Consider the following 15320-nt stretch of genomic DNA (forward strand, 5'->3'; position numbering starts at 1 on the left):
CTGCGGTTGAGCTGGGCGGGACTGGCCGAGCGCTGGACGCTCTTCGTGGGAGCGGCCCTGACGGTGTGCCTGGGCGTGGCCCTCGTGCAGTCGTCCCTGCTGCTGCTGATATCCGCCGCCACCCTCGACGCCCCGGCTGGGCTGTCGCCGGTGGAGCAGATGCGGTTCGACGCGGCGAACGTGGTGGCGGTGACGGTGATCGCCGTGACGCTGGCGCTGTCGGCGTTCCTGGCCGTCTTCATCATCAGCACGACGTTCGCCTTCGCCGTCGCCCAGCGCCGCCGCGATCTCGCGCTGCTGCGCCTGGTCGGCGGCGGCCGCCACCAAGTCCGGCGACTGCTGCTCGGCGAGGCCGTGCTCCTCGGCGGCGTCGGCGCCGTCACCGGGGTACCGGTGGGCCTGGCGGTGATGGCCTTCCAGTCCTGGTCGCTGGCCGCGCTGGACTTCGTGCCCGACGGCTTCACCGGCGAGTGGCGCACCTGGGCACTGGGTGTCTCGGCCGCGGTAGGGGTCGGCCTCGCCGTCGCGGGAGTGCTCGTGGCCGCGCGCCGCGCCGCACGGGTGCAGCCCTTGGAGGCTCTGCGCGACACCGGTGAGGCAGCGGAAGTGATGACACGCGGGCGCTGGGTGAGCGGCCTGCTCCTGACCGCCGGGGCCACGGCCCTGGTCGTCCTGGCCCCGCTCGGCGGTCCCGCCGGGGGCCAGGCGATGGCGATGTGCGTGTCGGTCCTGGCCGCCCTCGCCCTGACCGCGCTCGCGCCGCTCGTGGTTCCCGCCGCGGCGAAGCTGCTGCCGGTGCGCTCGTCCGGCGTGCTCGCTCGGCTGGTCCGGGCGAACCTCCGCGACGACGTGCGCCGCAGCGCCTCCACCGCGGCGCCGCTGGTCGTGCTGGTCGGCCTCGTCCTGGGCCAGTCCGGCGCGCTCACCTCCTTCGCCGTCGCCGGCCAGGCCGAGCAGCGCAGGACCACCGCAGCCGACCTGGTGCTGGAGACGACCGGGGCAGAAGGCTCTCGGGCGGTAGCCCTCGACGGGGTGGCGACCGCCTCCACCGAGGTCGACGTCCCCGTGGCCCTGACCACGGGCACCGGCGAGACGGCCTTCACCGAGATCACTCGCGGCCTGGTCGTCGACCCGGCCGGCTACGAGGCCGTGCATCGCGGCAGCGGCTCGCTGGCCGCGCTGGAGGGTCGCGCCGTGGCCGCGGGCCCCGGAGCGCTCGGCGTCTCGCCCGGGGACACCGTCGGGGTGCGGGTCGGGGACGTGGACCTGGGGCGGCTGCCCGTCGTCGCCGCGGTGCCCGCAGCGATGGGCGGCGGCGCGAGCCTGCTGCTGCCTGCCGGCCTGGTGCCCGAGCAGGTGCTGGACAGCGCACCCTCGCGCATCCTCATCGCCCTCGAGGACGGCGCCGATGCGCAGCGCGTGAGCGCGTCCCTGGCCGCCCTCGGCACGGTCAGCGCTCTGGAGGCCTGGCTGGAGCGCAGCGCCGAGCGCGGCAGCGAGACGAACACCGCCATCCTGCTCGTGGTCACGGGACTCGGCGGGCTCTACGCCGTGATCGGCGTCGTCAACGCCGTGGTCATCGCCGGGAGCGCGCGCCGCCGGGAGTTCGCCGTCGCGCGGGCCACCGGGCTGCGGCGGGCACAGGTGCTGCGGATGGCCCTCGCCGAGTCCTGGGTCGTCACCGCGATCGGTCTCCTGCTCGGCGTCCTGGCCGCCGCCGGGACCCTGGCCGCGGTGGCCGCCACCACCGCCACGGTCACCGGGACGGTGACCGTGGCCCTGCCGTGGGCACTGGTGGCCGCGGTCGGCGTCGGTGCGTTCGTCGTCACCGGCATCACGAGCGCGCTCACCGCCTGGTCGGCCACGCGTCCCGCGCCGGTCTCCCTCCTGGCCGCCCGCGAGTAGCCACGCGGCGCCGCGGTCACCGCCCCGCGGCGTCGACCTCGACGGTGAGCGTGGTGCGCGAACGGTAGACCAGGTCGCCGTACTCCTCCCGGTGGCGCCCGATCCATGCGGCCACGAAGGGCACAGCGGCAGCACTTCCAGGCCCTGGCTGCGCACGTCGTCCAGGGCCTGGCGCACCAGGTCCGAGGCGGCGCCCTGGCCCTCGTAACCGGGCAGCACCTCCGTGTGCCTGAACACCTCGAGCTGCGCCGTCCGGATGTACTCCGCGATCACGGCCAGCCCCCCGTCGGCCCGGCCCTCGTACCGGTGCTGCCTGCTGTCGTCGGTCATCTCGACCTGCCTGTGCCCTCCGCTCCTCGACGATCCCGCGAGGTCTCAAGCGTGCAGGGCGGTCTGCCAAGGCCCCGGGGTGGCCCTGGCGTTCCTCCCTTTCACCGTCGGGGGTGCAGCCCTGGCGCTCGCCGGAGGTCTAGCTCTACCTTCTCAGGCTGTGAGCAGCAGCCTCCTGGGAGAGTTCCTGAGGGCGCGACGCGCCGCCGTGCGCCCCGACGACATCGGGGTGTTCTCCTACGGGCGGCGCCGGGTCCCGGGCCTACGGCGCGAGGAGGTCGCCACCGCCGCGGGCGTCAGCGTGGACTACTACGTCCGGCTCGAGCAGGGCCGTGAGGGCCGACCGTCGGACCAGGTGCTCGACGCGGTCGCCACCGCGCTCCAGCTGGACCACGAGGCCCGCGCGCACCTGTACCGCCTGGCGCGCCCGGTGTCCCGGCAACGCCCCTCCGGCAGCGCCGCCGCCGAGCCGGTGGCCGCCGAGCTGGTGGCCCCCGAGCTGGTGCAGCTGCTGGAGCGCTGGAGCGAGACCCCCGCGTTCGTGCTCGGCCGTGCCCTGGACCTCTTGGCCCGCAACGCTCTGGCGGACGCGCTGTTCAGCTCCTTCACCCGCAGCGACAACCTGCTGGAGATGGTCTTCCTCGACCCGGCGGCCACGGAGTTCTACCGCGACCCGCGCAGGGAGGAGGTGGCCGTGGCCCACCTGCGCCAGGCCGCCGGGACATGGCCGGGCGATCCCCGGATCGCCGCGCTGGTGGAGGACCTGAGCGCCCGCAGCCCCGGCTTCCGCGAGCTGTGGGCGCGTCACGACGTGCGCGGCAAGACCAGCACGGTCAAGCTCCTGCACCACGACCAGGTCGGCGATCTGGACCTGCACTACTCCTCGTTCACGGTCAACGGGGCGCCCGGCCAGCAGCTGGTGGTCTACCAGGCCGCTCCCGGCAGCCCCTCGGCTTCCGCGCTGGCGCTGCTGGGCTCCCTGCACGCCGAGCGCGCCGGCGCCACCGGCGACCGTCCCGGCTGAGCCCACCACCGAGACGGACGGTCAGACCCGGCCCGTGGCGGACGGGCCGGCTCAGGCGTGCAGGGTGGGCACCACCACCACCTCGGCGAGGTTCGTGCCCGGCGGGAGGGTCGTGCTGTAGACCACCGCCCGCGCCACGTCCTCGGCCGTCAGGGGCTGGGCCGCGGCGCGCAGGGAGGCGAGCCGCTGGCGGGCCACCGGGTCCGTGATGCCCGCACCCAGGTCGGTGAGGGTCACCCCTGGCTCCACGTGCCGCACCCGGACCCCGCGCTCGCCGAGCTCGGCGCGCAGGGTACGGGAGAGCTGCGCGGTCGCCGCCGCGGCGGCCGAGTACACGCTGAACGCGGGGAACAGCCCGCGGGCGGCGACCGACCCCATCAGGACCAAGTCGGTGGCGCGCCCCCGCGCGGCGGCGGCCAGCAGGTCCTCGACGAAGGCCCGCGCGGTGCTGAGTGCGCCGCCGACGTTCACGTCCACCACGGCCGCCCACTCCTGCGCACTCGATCGCTCGAAGGGGCCACCGAGCAGGACGCCGGCGTTGGCCACCACCAGGTCCACCGGGCCGCTACGAGTGTGGACCTCCTCCCTGGCGCGCTCGAGCTGGGCCTGGTCGGTCACGTCGGCGACCAGGCCGAGCGTGAGGGCTCCGGGGGCGACCGGGTGGTCGGCCGCAGCGTGCACCTCCTCGCGGCGGTCCAGGAAGGCCACCGAGGCGCCGGCGTCCAACAGGCCGCGGCCGATTGCCCGTCCGATGCCCGCGGCCGCGCCGGTGACGACGGCGCGGCGGCCGAGCAGCGGCCACGTCGAGGGCTGCGCGGTCACGGCGCCGCCGCCCTCAGGTCATCCAGCGGCTCCACCAGCTCCGGCTCACCGCGCCGACCCTGCTGCCCGTCCTGCCCGCTGTTCGGCCGGATGCCCTCGCGGTCCCGCTCGCCCGGGACGCGCGGCTCCTCGTCCGGCGGCTCCTCGTCCCGAGGATCCCGTCCCGGCGTCCCGGTCCGGTGAGCCGACTGCAGCAGCGCCGCTCGCAGCGGCTCGGTCTCGAGCGGCCCGCCGTAGAGCTGCCCGTTGACGAAGAAGACCGGCGGGCCCTCCAGGCCCATCGCCTCCGCGTCGCGCTCGTCTTCCCGCACCCGGTCCTCGTAACGACCGCGGCGCAGGTCGTCGTCGAGACGAGCCAGGTTGAGCCCGGCCTGCACCGCGCACTCGCGCACCGTGCGGACGTCCACGCGGCCCCGCCGAGCCGCCATCGCGTCGTGCATCGGCCAGAACCGGCGCTGGGCCGCAGCGGCCTCACTGGCCTGGGCCGCCTCGTGGGCTCCGGGCTGCGCCGTCGGCAGGTGGCGGAAGGCGAAGACGAGGTCCTCGCCCAGCTGCTCGTGCAGCTCGTCGACGACCTCCACCGCACGCCCCGCCGTGGTGAAGGTGAAGGAGGCGTACACCACCAGCTCCAGCGGTGCACCCACTGACCCGCGCACGTGGTCCCGCCCGGGCGTGACGGCCCGCACGAGCCGCTGACCGTCCCTCCCGCGCGTCCGGTCGACGACCCTGACGACGGCGAAGGCCGCCAGGGCCAGCACCGCCGCGAGCATCGAGGCGGTCAGCACGCCAATACGGGCACGGGACTGCTGCGTGGGGTCGGCCAAGGCCAGGTCGACGATGAACAGGGAGATCGTGAAGCCGACGCCGGAGAGCAGGCCGGCGGTGACCAGGTGCCGCCCGAACAGGCCCGGCGGCAGGTGGCCCAGGCCGGTCCGCACCGCCACGGCGGCGGACCCGGCGATGCCCACCGTCTTGCCCAGCACGAGCCCAGCGACGACCGCCCACGTCAAGGCGGAACTGAACGCGTCGGTCAGCGCGGGCACGTCGACCCGCACCCCCGCATTGGCCAGGGCGAAGACCGGGACGACGAGGAAGGAGACCCAGGGCCGCATGAGCCGCTGGAGCCGCTCGTTCACCGACACGGCGCGGGTCAGGCTCAGCACCGCGGTGCGGGCGCGCTCCGGCGTGGGCGACTGGCCGTAGGCGCGGGCCCGGCGCTCTGCTTCCTCCACCTCCGCCACGCTCGGCGGGTGGACCGGCATGAGGAGGCCGATGAGGACACCGGCCACGGTGGCGTGCACCCCCGAGGCCAGCACGCCGCCCCAGACGAGCACGGCCGCGAGCAGGTAGACCGGGCCCCTCCACACGCGCAGCCGCCGGAGCGCGGCGATGGCGACGAGGCCCGCGGTGGCCGTGAGCGCAGGCGCGAGGCGGATCTGGTCGGTGTAGACGACCGCGATGACCCCCAGCGCCCCGACGTCGTCGATGATCGCGAGCGTCAGGACGAAGACCCTCAGGTTGACCGGCGCGGCCCGTCCCGCCAGGGCGATCAGGCCGAGCACGAAGGCGGTGTCGGTGGAGATGACCACGCCCCACGCCCCGGTGACTGCGGAGGACTCGGAGGCGGCCGTGGTGATCGCCCAGAAGACGACGGCGGGCACCAGCAGGCCCAGCACCGCGGCGACGGCCGGCACGCGCACCCGCTGGTGGTCGCGCAGCTCGCCCAGGACGAGTTCCCGCTTGACCTCCAGGCTCACCAGGAAGAAGAACAGGGCCATCAGCGCGTCGTTGACCCAGTGCCTCAGGTCGAGCTCCAGGGCGTCCCCCCCGACTGCGAGGCTCACCGGGGTGTGCCAGAACGACTCGTAGCCGTCTCCGGGCAGGTTCGCCCACACCAGCGCCACCACCGTCGCGGCGAGCAGCATCGCCGCGGCGCCGGTGTCCGAGCCGCTGAGCCGCCGGACTCCGGCCGCCAGCGCCGTCTGCGTCGCGGCCGTCACGCCAGCGCCCCGTCCTTGCGGGTGGGCAGGTACCGGTCCTGCAGCGTGGGCAGCACGACCACGTCGGCGACGTTGACGTGGGCCGGCATCGCGGCGCCGAAGACGACCGCGCTGGCGACGTCGGCGGCGTCGATCGGCGGCACCCGTGTCTTGAGCTCCTCCCAGGCGCGCGCGGTCACCTCGTCGCTGATGTCGCTGCCGAGCTCGCTGTCGGTCAGGCCCGGCTGGACGGTGCGCACCCGCACCCCCCGCGGGGCGTACTCCGCGCGCAGCGTCCTGGCGAGCTGCGCCACGGCCGCCTCCACCGCCGAAAACACCGCGTAGCCGGGGAAGGTGATGTCGCCGGCGATGGCGCCGACGAGGACGAGATCGGCGCTGCCCCCGGCCGCGGCAGCGGCGAACAGGTCACGGCTGAAGGTCTGGGCGGTGTGCAGCAGCCCGCGCAGGTTGACGTCGATCATCGCGCCCCACTCGGCCGGGACGCCGTCCTCGAACGGCGAGCCGGTCATGACGCCGGCGCCCACCACCACCAGATCCACGCCGCCGAAGCAGCCGTGGACGACGTCGAGGGCGTCGGCCAGCTGGAGCGGGTCGGCGACGTCGGTGGGCACGGCCACGACGCGCTGTGGTGCACCGACCTGCTGGGCGGTCGCGGCCAGCCGGGCGGCGCGCCGGCCGAGCAGGGCGACGTGCGCTCCGGCGTCCAGGAGCGCTCGCGCCGTGGCCGCGCCGATGCCACTGCTGGCACCGGTCACCACGGCAACGCGCCCGGAGAGGGCGGGGGTCTGGTCGATCGTGGCCACGTCCAGGACGCTAGGGGTGGTGCCGCAGGCCGTGCCTGGGTGTGCTGCACCCAGGAACGGGGCGGTCACCGTCCCAGCCGGCGACGGCGCGCGCTCCGGTGGTGGTCCGCGCTCACGCCGCGGGCCATCGCCAGGAGCCACGGCAGCGGGAAGGCCGGGACTTCCACGATCCGCCGCCGGGCGCGGGCGAACGTCTCGACCACCACCGCCTCGACCTCCACCGGCGGCACGCGGCGTTGGGCGTAGCGGGTCACGGCCGGCCCGTGCTGGGCGCGCAGCACGTCCAGGCTCCAGGGCGCGCGCTCGTGGGGTGGTGAGGTGGAGGCGCAGGTGGCTGACACGGTGGTGCTCCTCGGGGCGCGGACGGTCGCGAGATCGGGGGGGCTGGACGCCGGTGCGGCGGGGCGCTGGTCGCACCCATGCTGGCGCGCTTTCCCCTCGCGAGGCAGGCACTCTGGGTCCTAGGTGTCGTGCCCAGGCAGGTTGTTCACGCGGCGAGTCGGCTGACCGGCGGGTGGCCTCCGAGGGGCGGAGTGGCTGCGGGCAGCGTTGTAGTGCTCCAGCCAGCTGTCCAGGGTGACGGTGCGCTGGTCGTTGCTGGTCCAGCCGGTGGCGTCTGCCCGTTCGGTCGGCAGGGTGCGGTCACCACTCGGCCTTGCCGTTGCTCCACGGCCGTCCGGGTTGGATGAACCCGCGGCCGATGCCGAGATCCGTGCAGACGACGATCCGAGCGCGCCGTGGCGGTAGCTCATCGCGTTGTCGATCAGCACGGACGACGGTGACGCAACGGCGGCGAACCAGGTCACCGCGCGATTCGGGAAGCCGGCGCAGGTGTTCACCCGCTCGTCGGGCGGGACCTCGACATGTGGGCACCGCCCTGTGCCGGGTGGTCGACAGTGGCCGCTCGGTCGTGCACCCGCCAACCCCCGCCGTCCGGTATCGGCCCGTGTTCCATGACGTCGACGTGCAACAGGTCGTCGGGTTGTTCGCGTTCCTAGCGAGGTCGCTGTGCCGCCGGCCGCGCAGCAGCTCGCAGGTGAGCGGTCGACCTCGGCCAGCCGAGGCATGCCGGTGCGGGTCAGCACCGCGGACGGTGGAGGCGGCGACGCCCACGATCGCGGCCAGCCGCACCGGTCCGGCATGGTGCTCGGTCCGGGCGGCGACGATCACCGAGGCCGTCTCCGGCGACGTACTCCGCGGCATCCGGTGCGGCCGGGACACACGGTCAGCCAGGACTCGGTCGACGATCAGCTTGCGGGCATACAGGGTCGTGTCGGCATGAGCGTGGGCCGCAGAGACCTCCGGTTGGGACGGCGACGTCCTGCACCGCCACTCCTCCCGGAGGCCTCCCTCGTGCCCAAGCCGCCGCGCCGCCTGTCGACAACGTCTCTGGTCGTGACACCTAGGACCGTCAGGGCCTGGCTCGCCAGCGCAGGCGGCGCAAGGCTGGGCGCCGGCGCGCGACCCCCGCTCGCCGGGACGGAGTCACCAGTGGCAGGGCACGAACACGCTGAGACCGGCGCGGCGGCACCGGCGCGGGCGGTGAGGTTCCGCCAGTACGGCGGACCCGAGGTTCTAGAGGTCGTGGAGATCGAACGCCCCCGGCCGGGTGCCGGGCAGGTCCTGGTGCAGGTGGTGGCCGCCGCGCTCAACCCCGGGGAGATCGGCATCCGCGAGGGCGTTTTCGCGCAGGTCTGGCCGGCGACCTTCCCTGAGGGGCAGGGCAACGACTTCGCTGGCCACGTAGCCGAGCTCGGCCCGGGGGTGAGGGGCTTCACCGTGGGGCAGGAGGTACTCGGGTTCGCCCCACGGGCCGCGCAGGCGACGTTCGTGGTGGTCGGCACGGGTGCCCTGGCGCCCAAGCCGCCCGAGCTGGACTGGGAGGCGGCCGCGTCCATCGCCGGCGCCGGAGCGACGGCGTGGGCGGCGGTAGAGGCGGTCTCGCCCCGGGCCGGCGAGACGGTCGTGGTCTCCGGGGCGGCCGGAGGCGTCGGGGTATTCGCCATCCAGCTGGCCCTACTCCGGGGGGCGCGCGTCCTTGGCACCGCGAGCGACGCCAACGCCGACTTCCTGCGCTCCCTGAGCGTGGTCCCGGTCCGATACGGAGCGGGGCTGGCCGAGCGGCTGCGGGACCTGGCCCCCTCGGGCGTGGACGCGTGGGTGGACACCTTCGGCGCGGGGAACGTCGATGTCGCGATCGGCCTGGGAGTCAGCCCGGCGCGGATCAACACCACCGCGGACGGGGCGGCGGTGCGCCGGTACGGCGTGCGCTCGGACGCGCAGGAGGAGGCGGACGACCCCGCGGTGTGGGCAGAGCTGGCGCAGATGGTCGCCGACGGCCGCATCAGCGTCCCCATCGCAGGCGTCTACCCGCTGGAGCGCGTGCAGGAGGCCTACCGCGACGTCGCCGCGCGCCACACCCGCGGCAAGCGGGTGCTCCGCCTCACCGGCACCTAGGCACCTAGGCGCCTACGGAACTGATGACGTGATCAGTCGGGGCGCCCCTGCCGAGCTGGCCCCTGAGCCAGGGGTGATGACCTCCCGATGCACCGGTCGAGCCGGTCCCGCCGTCCAGGACGAGGGCCGACGACTCGGCTCGCGGCGACCGCCGCGCACGCGCCTACATCGGCACCGCCGCGACGTCCGCGGGCTGCAGCACGTGGTCCACGAGGCCGTAGTCCCGAGCCTCCTCGGCCGTGAACCACCGATCCCGGTCGGCGTCGGCCGTGATCTGTTCCACCGTCTGTCCGGTGTGCAGCGCCGTCAGCTCGGCGATGCGTCGCTTCATCGCGCTGAACGCCCGTGCCTGGACGGCGATGTCGGACTGGACCCCGGTGACTCCGGCCGACGGCTGGTGCATGAGGATGCGGGCGTTGGGAAGGGCGTAGCGCTTGCCGGATGCTCCGGCCGACAGCAGGAACTGACCCATGGACGCCGCGAACCCCAGTCCCCACGTGGACACGTCGGGTCGGATGAGCTGCATGGTGTCGTAGATGGCCATCCCGGCGGTGACGGAGCCGCCGGGCGAGTTCACGTAGAACGTGATGTCCCGAGTCGGGTCCTCCGCTGCGAGCAGGAGCAGCTCGGAGATGATCCGGTTGGCCACCTCGTCGTCGACCGGCTGGCCGAGAAAGATGATCCGCTCCTGGAGCAGGCGGTCGCGGACGGGCTGATCGGTGCCGGAACGCCCGTCGGCGCGTCCGTCGAGCAGCGTCAACATCATGGATTGCTTCTCCTTCGTCGCAGGTGTGAGGTCCCTCGACGCTCGTCGATCAGTCGGGGGGTGCCAAGGCTCTTCAGCTCACAGCGCACACGGTGCGCTGACAGCGCAATGTCCCCGAGGTGTCGTGGGTGGGCACGGGCATCACAGGCCGGCTCACCGCTCGAACACGTGCCGGGCACGTGCCCCGTGGAGTGCCCCCGGTTCTCCGGACACCGTGGTACGCCCCCTGTTCTCCTGAGCCGGGCCACTGCGCCCGCAACGACCTCCGCGCGAGCACGCGGGTCCTCTACGCAGGGCTGTGGCGTCACCACCTCGCCGAGGCATGGGGCGATGTGCTCGTCGACGAGGTGACCCCGGCCGCCGTCCGTTCGCGGCACGTCCAGGCCGACCGGACGACAGGCCCGACGGCCCTGGCGCAGTAGTACCGGCTCCCGCGCGCCATCCTCGACGTCGCAGTAGCCGACGAGGTCATCGCGTCCACGGGCCGGCTTCTCCTGCCCGTGCCGCCGGTCCGGTTTCACACCGAGGATCCCGGACAGCGGGACGGGACTGCGGGCGCCGCCGGAGCCGATTCACGACATCCGCAGGGCGAGCTTTCCGACGTAGTGGCTGGTCAGGGCGCGATGCGCGACCACCACCTCCTCGAAGTCGAAGACTCGGTCGACGTGCACCTGCAGCGCCCCGGCTTCTACGAGCGCGTTGAGCCGCGCTGTCGCGTCCTGGTCGCGCGCGCCGTCGTACCGAAGCAGACGGACGTCGGGCCGGACGTGCGGTTCCGGCAGGACCCCGTTCGGGAAGGCGACCGCGCCGCCGGTCCGGACTGCCGACGCGGCCCTTTCCGCGGTCTCCCCGCCGGCCAGGAGCAACGCGGCGTCCAGGCCGTCCGGTGAGAACTCTCGAGCGGCCTCTCCGACGTCCTCCTGGCGCCCGTTCACAGCCGACTCGGCGCCGAGTCGTGACACGAGCGCCACGCCATCGTCGCCGGACGCGACCGCCAGGACCCGGACGCCCTGATAGACAGCGAGCTGTACGGCCAGGTGTCCGATCCCGCCGCTGGCGCCGAAGATCACCAATGACTGCCCTTGCTCGAGCCTGAGCGCGTCGAGCCCGCTGAGAGCGGTCAACGCGTCCCACGGCATCGCCGCTACCTGCTCGATCGTCAAGCCGCTCGGAACAGGTGCAACGTGGTCCTGGTCCACGGCGGCGTACTCGGCGTAGAACCCGCCGCGGGGCAGCGGCATCGTTGCCGCGTACACCGAATCGCCCGCGGCGAAGCGGGTGACCAGTGCACCGACTGCGGCGACCGTCCCGGCACCGTCCCAGCCGAGCACGTACGGGAAGGTCGACGGCATGCCGAACGCGCCGTCATAGGCGCCTTCCCGCTCAACGGCGTCCCAGGACCCGACTCCCGCCGCCTCCACCCGTATGAGGACGTCCAGGGGGCCGAGCGCAGGCACAGGGAGCTCCTGCATACGTAGTGCGTCAGCGCCGCCGAAGCGGTCGAGTGCCGCGGCCTTCATGGTCCTTGGTGTCTGCGTCATGTGAGCATGGTCAGCATTGACACCAGTGCGAAGGTCAAGGGCGGATGGGGATCGGCGAGCTCTCTGCGGCGACCGGGGTGCCGGCTCGGATGCTCCGCTACTACGAAGCTACGAAGCTACGAAGCGCAGGGGCTGGTCCGCCCCGTTCGAACTGCCAACGGCTACCCGCGGTACGACGACTGCGCGGCAAGGACAGTCCGCCCGATCCGCGGCCTGCTGACGGCCGGCCTCTCCACTGACGGGATCCGCCACCTGCTGCCGTGCGCGAACAGCGAGGCCCCGGACTTGGAGCCGTGCCAGGAGGTGCTCACCCCTCTGCGAGGCCGATCGACCGCGCTTGACGAGCGAAACGGCACACTCGCCGGAGCGCCCAATCCCTCGGGAAACGGTGGCCGACGTCGGAGGCGCAGAACCAGCAGCTGCGTGTGCGCGCCGGGCAGGCGAGCTCGGCGGCGATCGGCTCCGCCGAGCAAGCAACGACGGTCGAGGCGACGACGAGAAGCGGCGCGTCCACCGTCGAGCCGCGGGCGCCCGTGAGGGTGAGCCGGCCAGCCACCTCCGGCGTCTGGTCCGGCGGCGTGCGGGCCGAGGGATGTGGCGGTGCTGTCATCGGATGGCCTCCCGCATCGCGGTGACCGCGCGGTCGTGGGTCGGCACCGCCGCCCACCGAAGGGTCACGGTGAAACGGGCGCCTCCTCACTGAACACGGAGTGCAGGAGTTCGACGAACGCGGGCGCATCGGGTACCGACGCATCACCGATCCGATGAACAGGCACCGCCGGTGTCCACGAGTTCATGACGACTGCTCCCGACAGTGTCGCGACGTCGGACCGTCGGATGGGGTCCTCGCGCTGCGGGATGCCACGATGCGCAAGCTGACGCCGGAGAGCCTGCATGGTCGTGCCGGGCAGCATGCCGGCAACCGGCCAGATCACCGTCGTCCCGTCCCAGAACGCCAGGTTCCAGATGGTCGCCTCGCTGAGCCGACCCTGCCGGTCGACGAAGGCGGCGTCGTCGTAGCCCCGACCGACGGCTCGTCGCAGGAACCATGTCTTGGCGACCTCACCGACATGCTTGACGTGCGGCAGGACTCGTTCGTGCTCGACGACATCCAGCGCCAACGGCCCCACCGGCCCCAATGCCGGAGGCCCCGTGCGCACGAGCAGGTCCACGCCGCCGTCGTCGCCCCCGACCGTGAACTCGCCGTCGCTCGTGAAGGCCGTCGCAGTGAGCGACACGTCCCCCGGGCCGGCGAGTACCGCCGCACGCACGAGTGCTCGGACGTGCTCCACGTCGAGTGCCCGCCCGAACATCAGGGCGGTCGCCGCACGCAGTCGCTCCAGGTGCAGGTCGAGCGCACGGATGCGCCCGTCGCGCACCTGCATGGCCGTGAAGTGCGCATACCCGGAGAACGCGACTGGCGCGAGCTCATCCACGGTCGCCGGCTTCCCGTTGAGGTGGCACACGTAGGTCGCGCTGTCCTGCTCGGGCACCAACGCCCCGGCTCCGCCGGTCGCAGTGGGTACGGGCGATTTGCTAGCTTCCATGACGCCCAGCGAAGACGTTGACATCGTGTGAGAGTCAAGCCGCGACCGGGGAGAAGCGGGTGCGCATCGGCGAGCTGGCTCGGCGCAGCGGGGTGCCGCCGAGGCTTCTGCGGTACTACGAGGAGCAAGGGCTCCTGCCAGCCGGGCGGAGCTCGAACGGCTACCGCGAGTACGACGAGCAGGCCGTGACGACCGTGCGCCGGATCAGGGCGCTGCTGGACGCCGGCCTCTCCACAGCGGTGATCCGCCAGGTGCTGCCATGCACCCGCGGCGACGGCTCGACGTTCGACTGGTGCGCCGACCTGCGGGAGGCGCTGCAGCACGAGCTCGACGACCTCGACGCCCGGGTCCAGGACCTGCGGCGCCGTCGGGGCCTCCTCGCCACCTACATCCAGGGTTCTACCCCCGAGTCCGTTCCGTGACCGGTTGAGCGAGCCTGTCCCCGGCCACCACCCGCGACCGAGCAGGACGGCGACACGAGGGGTCTTCGGAGGTCTGGGCGTCACGGCGGGCACGAAGCCGACCCCGGAGATCGGCTCGGGCCCGGAGCGGCGAACCGGGGGTCACGAACCGCGCTGAAGCCGCTCTCGGGTTCGCGCCGGCGCGTAGTCCGGGGAACGACAACACCGTCCAGTACGGCCCGCACGACGAAGAGTCAGAGCTAGAGGCCATTCGGAACGTGGTCGCCACCGTCCAGCGCCTTCAGGAACAGGAACTCGTCGACGAGTTCGTCTCACTTTTCCGAGCCGACGCGATCTGGACCACCGGGCATGGCAAGCGCCTGTTCGGTCGGGACGCGATTGCCCAGTTCACCGCCACCGTGCTGCCGGGCTCGAGCGCGCACGGCCGAGCGACATACGACGTCGAGCATGTCTTGTTCATCCGACCGGACGTCGCGGCAGTCAAGGTTCACCAGCGCTACTTCGACCGCAACGGCGATCTCGACACCGAGGGGACACCGATGTACGTGATGGCCAAGGAAAGTGGGCGCTGGCTTCTCACGGCCAACCAAAACACGCCGGTCGTCAAGGCAGCTTTTGCCTCGCCAGTCCAGGCGAGTAGCGGGCAGGGCTTATCGGGCAGGGCGCCTCTGCGTCGGGCCGAGGGGTGCAGCGCGGTGTTCGGGCCGGTCGGTGGAGCCAGATCCGGCATGGAGACGACTCGCGTCCCTGGACAGCCTGAGCCTGGGCTTCCAGCCCGAGCAGTGGTCCCGACGGGCCGACCGGAGCACGTACTCCCCCGGAGTTTCGGGAGCAGGCCGTGGAGCCGGTCCGTGCGACCAAGAAGACGGTCGCCGAAGTCGCTCGTGACCGGCAACCAGGTCGAGGCTGACCGGGCGGAGCGGGGCGAGCCCGCGCCGGTGGCGACGTTCGGCTGTCGCTGGTCGTCGGCGTCCTCCGGCTGCGCCGCCACCCCGCCGCCCTCCGGCCGGGGTACGCCCGCAGCCTCCGTCGGTCGTCGCTGCACCGGCCCCGGCGCTGTGCTCCCGCACTATCGGCGGATCCGGTGCGACCACACGGGCGTCAGCCGACAGTGCGCCTGTGGCGGCCGCGGGCCTTCGCCGCACCGTCGACAGCACCGGCGCAATGAGCGGGTCGACGGTGCGCCGCCGACCGGGCCGGACTCACCGCCGCGTCGGTCACGACGACACGGGCACGGCCGTCGAATCGATGCCGACCCAGCTCCTCGCTGGCGGCGCGGGGCGCTGGCGGGGTGGGAACCCGAAGCCGGCGGGGTCCGACCGTCGCCGTGGGTGACCGGCCCAGGTTGGTAGGGGCGAGACAAAGCGCATCGCCGTGCGCGCTGCCACAAATCGCAAGCCGATCGCCAAGCACGGGTCCTCGCCGTTTCGAGGGAACAGCCATTCCCGCATCCCGTTGGCGTGGACAGCCCCGCCCCTCGAGGAGTGCGACATGGTTCGAGTGCCTTGGACGACCGCCAACGCCGCGAACGGTCCAGCCGTCGTCACGGCGTCGGAGTTCCGCCTGAGCACGGTGAGGCACGCCCTATCTTCCTGCTCGATGCCCTGCGGCTCCGGCGGCGAGCGTTGGCTGGGGACGGCGTGCTCGGAATGGCACTGGAGGTCCGCCCCTCCAAGCGAACGTCCCGGACGCTGTCGGCGTGG

The 15320-nt window shown here is 73.2% G+C and carries 13 protein-coding genes and 3 pseudogenes; 7 read left to right on the forward strand and 9 right to left on the reverse strand.

Annotation, left to right across the window (positions count from 1 at the left end; genetic code table 11):
• The first annotated feature begins 6 nt into the window (after nt 1-6).
• Nucleotides 7-1905: an ABC transporter permease gene (locus tag ACI79Q_RS06885; RefSeq protein WP_456587652.1), complete on the forward strand. Its 1899-nt coding sequence runs from the start codon at nt 7-9 to the stop codon at nt 1903-1905.
• A gap of 129 nt (nt 1906-2034) precedes the next feature.
• Here the strand turns inward: ACI79Q_RS06885 and ACI79Q_RS06890 are convergent.
• A pseudogene (locus tag ACI79Q_RS06890) lies at nt 2035-2235 on the reverse strand (GNAT family N-acetyltransferase); the annotation flags it as partial.
• Nucleotides 2236-2395: 160 nt separating this feature from the next.
• Between ACI79Q_RS06890 and ACI79Q_RS06895 the strand changes: the two are divergent.
• Entirely contained in the window at nt 2396-3259 is an 864-nt protein-coding gene (locus tag ACI79Q_RS06895) for a helix-turn-helix transcriptional regulator (RefSeq protein WP_456612667.1), read from the forward strand.
• A gap of 51 nt (nt 3260-3310) precedes the next feature.
• Here ACI79Q_RS06895 and ACI79Q_RS06900 read toward each other — a convergent pair whose 3' ends face one another.
• From ACI79Q_RS06900 to ACI79Q_RS06920, 5 genes are all read right to left on the reverse strand, one after another.
• Entirely contained in the window at nt 3311-4081 is a 771-nt protein-coding gene (locus ACI79Q_RS06900) for an SDR family oxidoreductase (RefSeq protein WP_456614431.1), read from the reverse strand.
• Nucleotides 4078-6081, reverse strand: a complete 2004-nt coding sequence (gene nhaA / locus ACI79Q_RS06905; RefSeq protein ID WP_456587656.1) for a Na+/H+ antiporter NhaA — start codon at nt 6079-6081, stop codon at nt 4078-4080. The genes ACI79Q_RS06900 and nhaA overlap by 4 nt, the downstream gene beginning before the upstream one ends.
• A complete protein-coding gene (locus ACI79Q_RS06910; RefSeq protein ID WP_456587657.1) occupies nt 6078-6884 on the reverse strand; it encodes an SDR family oxidoreductase in 807 nt (268 codons plus the stop codon). Before ACI79Q_RS06910 ends, nhaA begins: the two co-directional genes overlap by 4 nt.
• A 65-nt stretch (nt 6885-6949) precedes the next feature.
• A complete protein-coding gene (locus ACI79Q_RS06915; RefSeq protein WP_456614432.1) occupies nt 6950-7225 on the reverse strand; it encodes a sigma factor in 276 nt (91 codons plus the stop codon).
• Nucleotides 7226-7345: 120 nt separating this feature from the next.
• The gene (locus ACI79Q_RS06920) at nt 7346-7690 is read right to left on the reverse strand and encodes a hypothetical protein (RefSeq protein ID WP_456614433.1); all 345 of its coding nucleotides are present in this window, start codon (nt 7688-7690) and stop codon (nt 7346-7348) included.
• A gap of 778 nt (nt 7691-8468) precedes the next feature.
• On the opposite strand from ACI79Q_RS06920, the gene ACI79Q_RS06925 reads away from it, so the two are divergent.
• Nucleotides 8469-9341, forward strand: a complete 873-nt coding sequence (locus tag ACI79Q_RS06925) for an NADP-dependent oxidoreductase (RefSeq protein WP_456599474.1) — start codon at nt 8469-8471, stop codon at nt 9339-9341.
• A gap of 163 nt (nt 9342-9504) precedes the next feature.
• On the opposite strand, the gene ACI79Q_RS06930 is transcribed toward ACI79Q_RS06925, so the two are convergent.
• Both ACI79Q_RS06930 and ACI79Q_RS06935 read right to left on the reverse strand, forming a co-directional pair.
• Nucleotides 9505-10107, reverse strand: a complete 603-nt coding sequence (locus ACI79Q_RS06930) for an ATP-dependent Clp protease proteolytic subunit (RefSeq protein ID WP_456599473.1) — start codon at nt 10105-10107, stop codon at nt 9505-9507.
• A 572-nt stretch (nt 10108-10679) separates the two neighbouring features.
• On the reverse strand, nt 10680-11648 hold the full coding sequence (locus tag ACI79Q_RS06935) for a quinone oxidoreductase family protein (protein ID WP_456614434.1): 969 nt from the start codon (nt 11646-11648) through the stop codon (nt 10680-10682).
• A gap of 44 nt (nt 11649-11692) precedes the next feature.
• Between ACI79Q_RS06935 and ACI79Q_RS06940 the strand changes: the two are divergent.
• Both ACI79Q_RS06940 and ACI79Q_RS06945 read left to right on the forward strand, forming a co-directional pair.
• Nucleotides 11693-11758: pseudogene (locus ACI79Q_RS06940) on the forward strand (MerR family DNA-binding transcriptional regulator); the annotation flags it as partial.
• Between the two features lie 4 nt (nt 11759-11762).
• Nucleotides 11763-12185 (forward strand): annotated as a pseudogene (locus tag ACI79Q_RS06945) (MerR family transcriptional regulator); the annotation flags it as partial.
• A 137-nt stretch (nt 12186-12322) separates the two neighbouring features.
• Here ACI79Q_RS06945 and ACI79Q_RS06950 read toward each other — a convergent pair.
• Complete coding sequence (locus tag ACI79Q_RS06950) at nt 12323-13141, reverse strand: aminotransferase class IV family protein (RefSeq protein WP_456599470.1); 819 nt, start codon at nt 13139-13141, stop codon at nt 12323-12325.
• Nucleotides 13142-13254: 113 nt separating this feature from the next.
• Here ACI79Q_RS06950 and ACI79Q_RS06955 point away from each other — a divergent pair, with 113 nt between their 5' ends.
• Nucleotides 13255-13617 (forward strand): MerR family transcriptional regulator, encoded by a 363-nt coding sequence (locus ACI79Q_RS06955; protein WP_456599469.1) that lies wholly within the window; start codon nt 13255-13257, stop codon nt 13615-13617.
• Nucleotides 13618-13865: 248 nt separating this feature from the next.
• Nucleotides 13866-14969 (forward strand): SgcJ/EcaC family oxidoreductase, encoded by a 1104-nt coding sequence (locus ACI79Q_RS06960; RefSeq protein WP_456614485.1) that lies wholly within the window; start codon nt 13866-13868, stop codon nt 14967-14969.
• Nucleotides 14970-15320: the final 351 nt, after the last annotated feature.

The organism is Blastococcus sp. SYSU DS0828, from assembly GCF_054050975.1.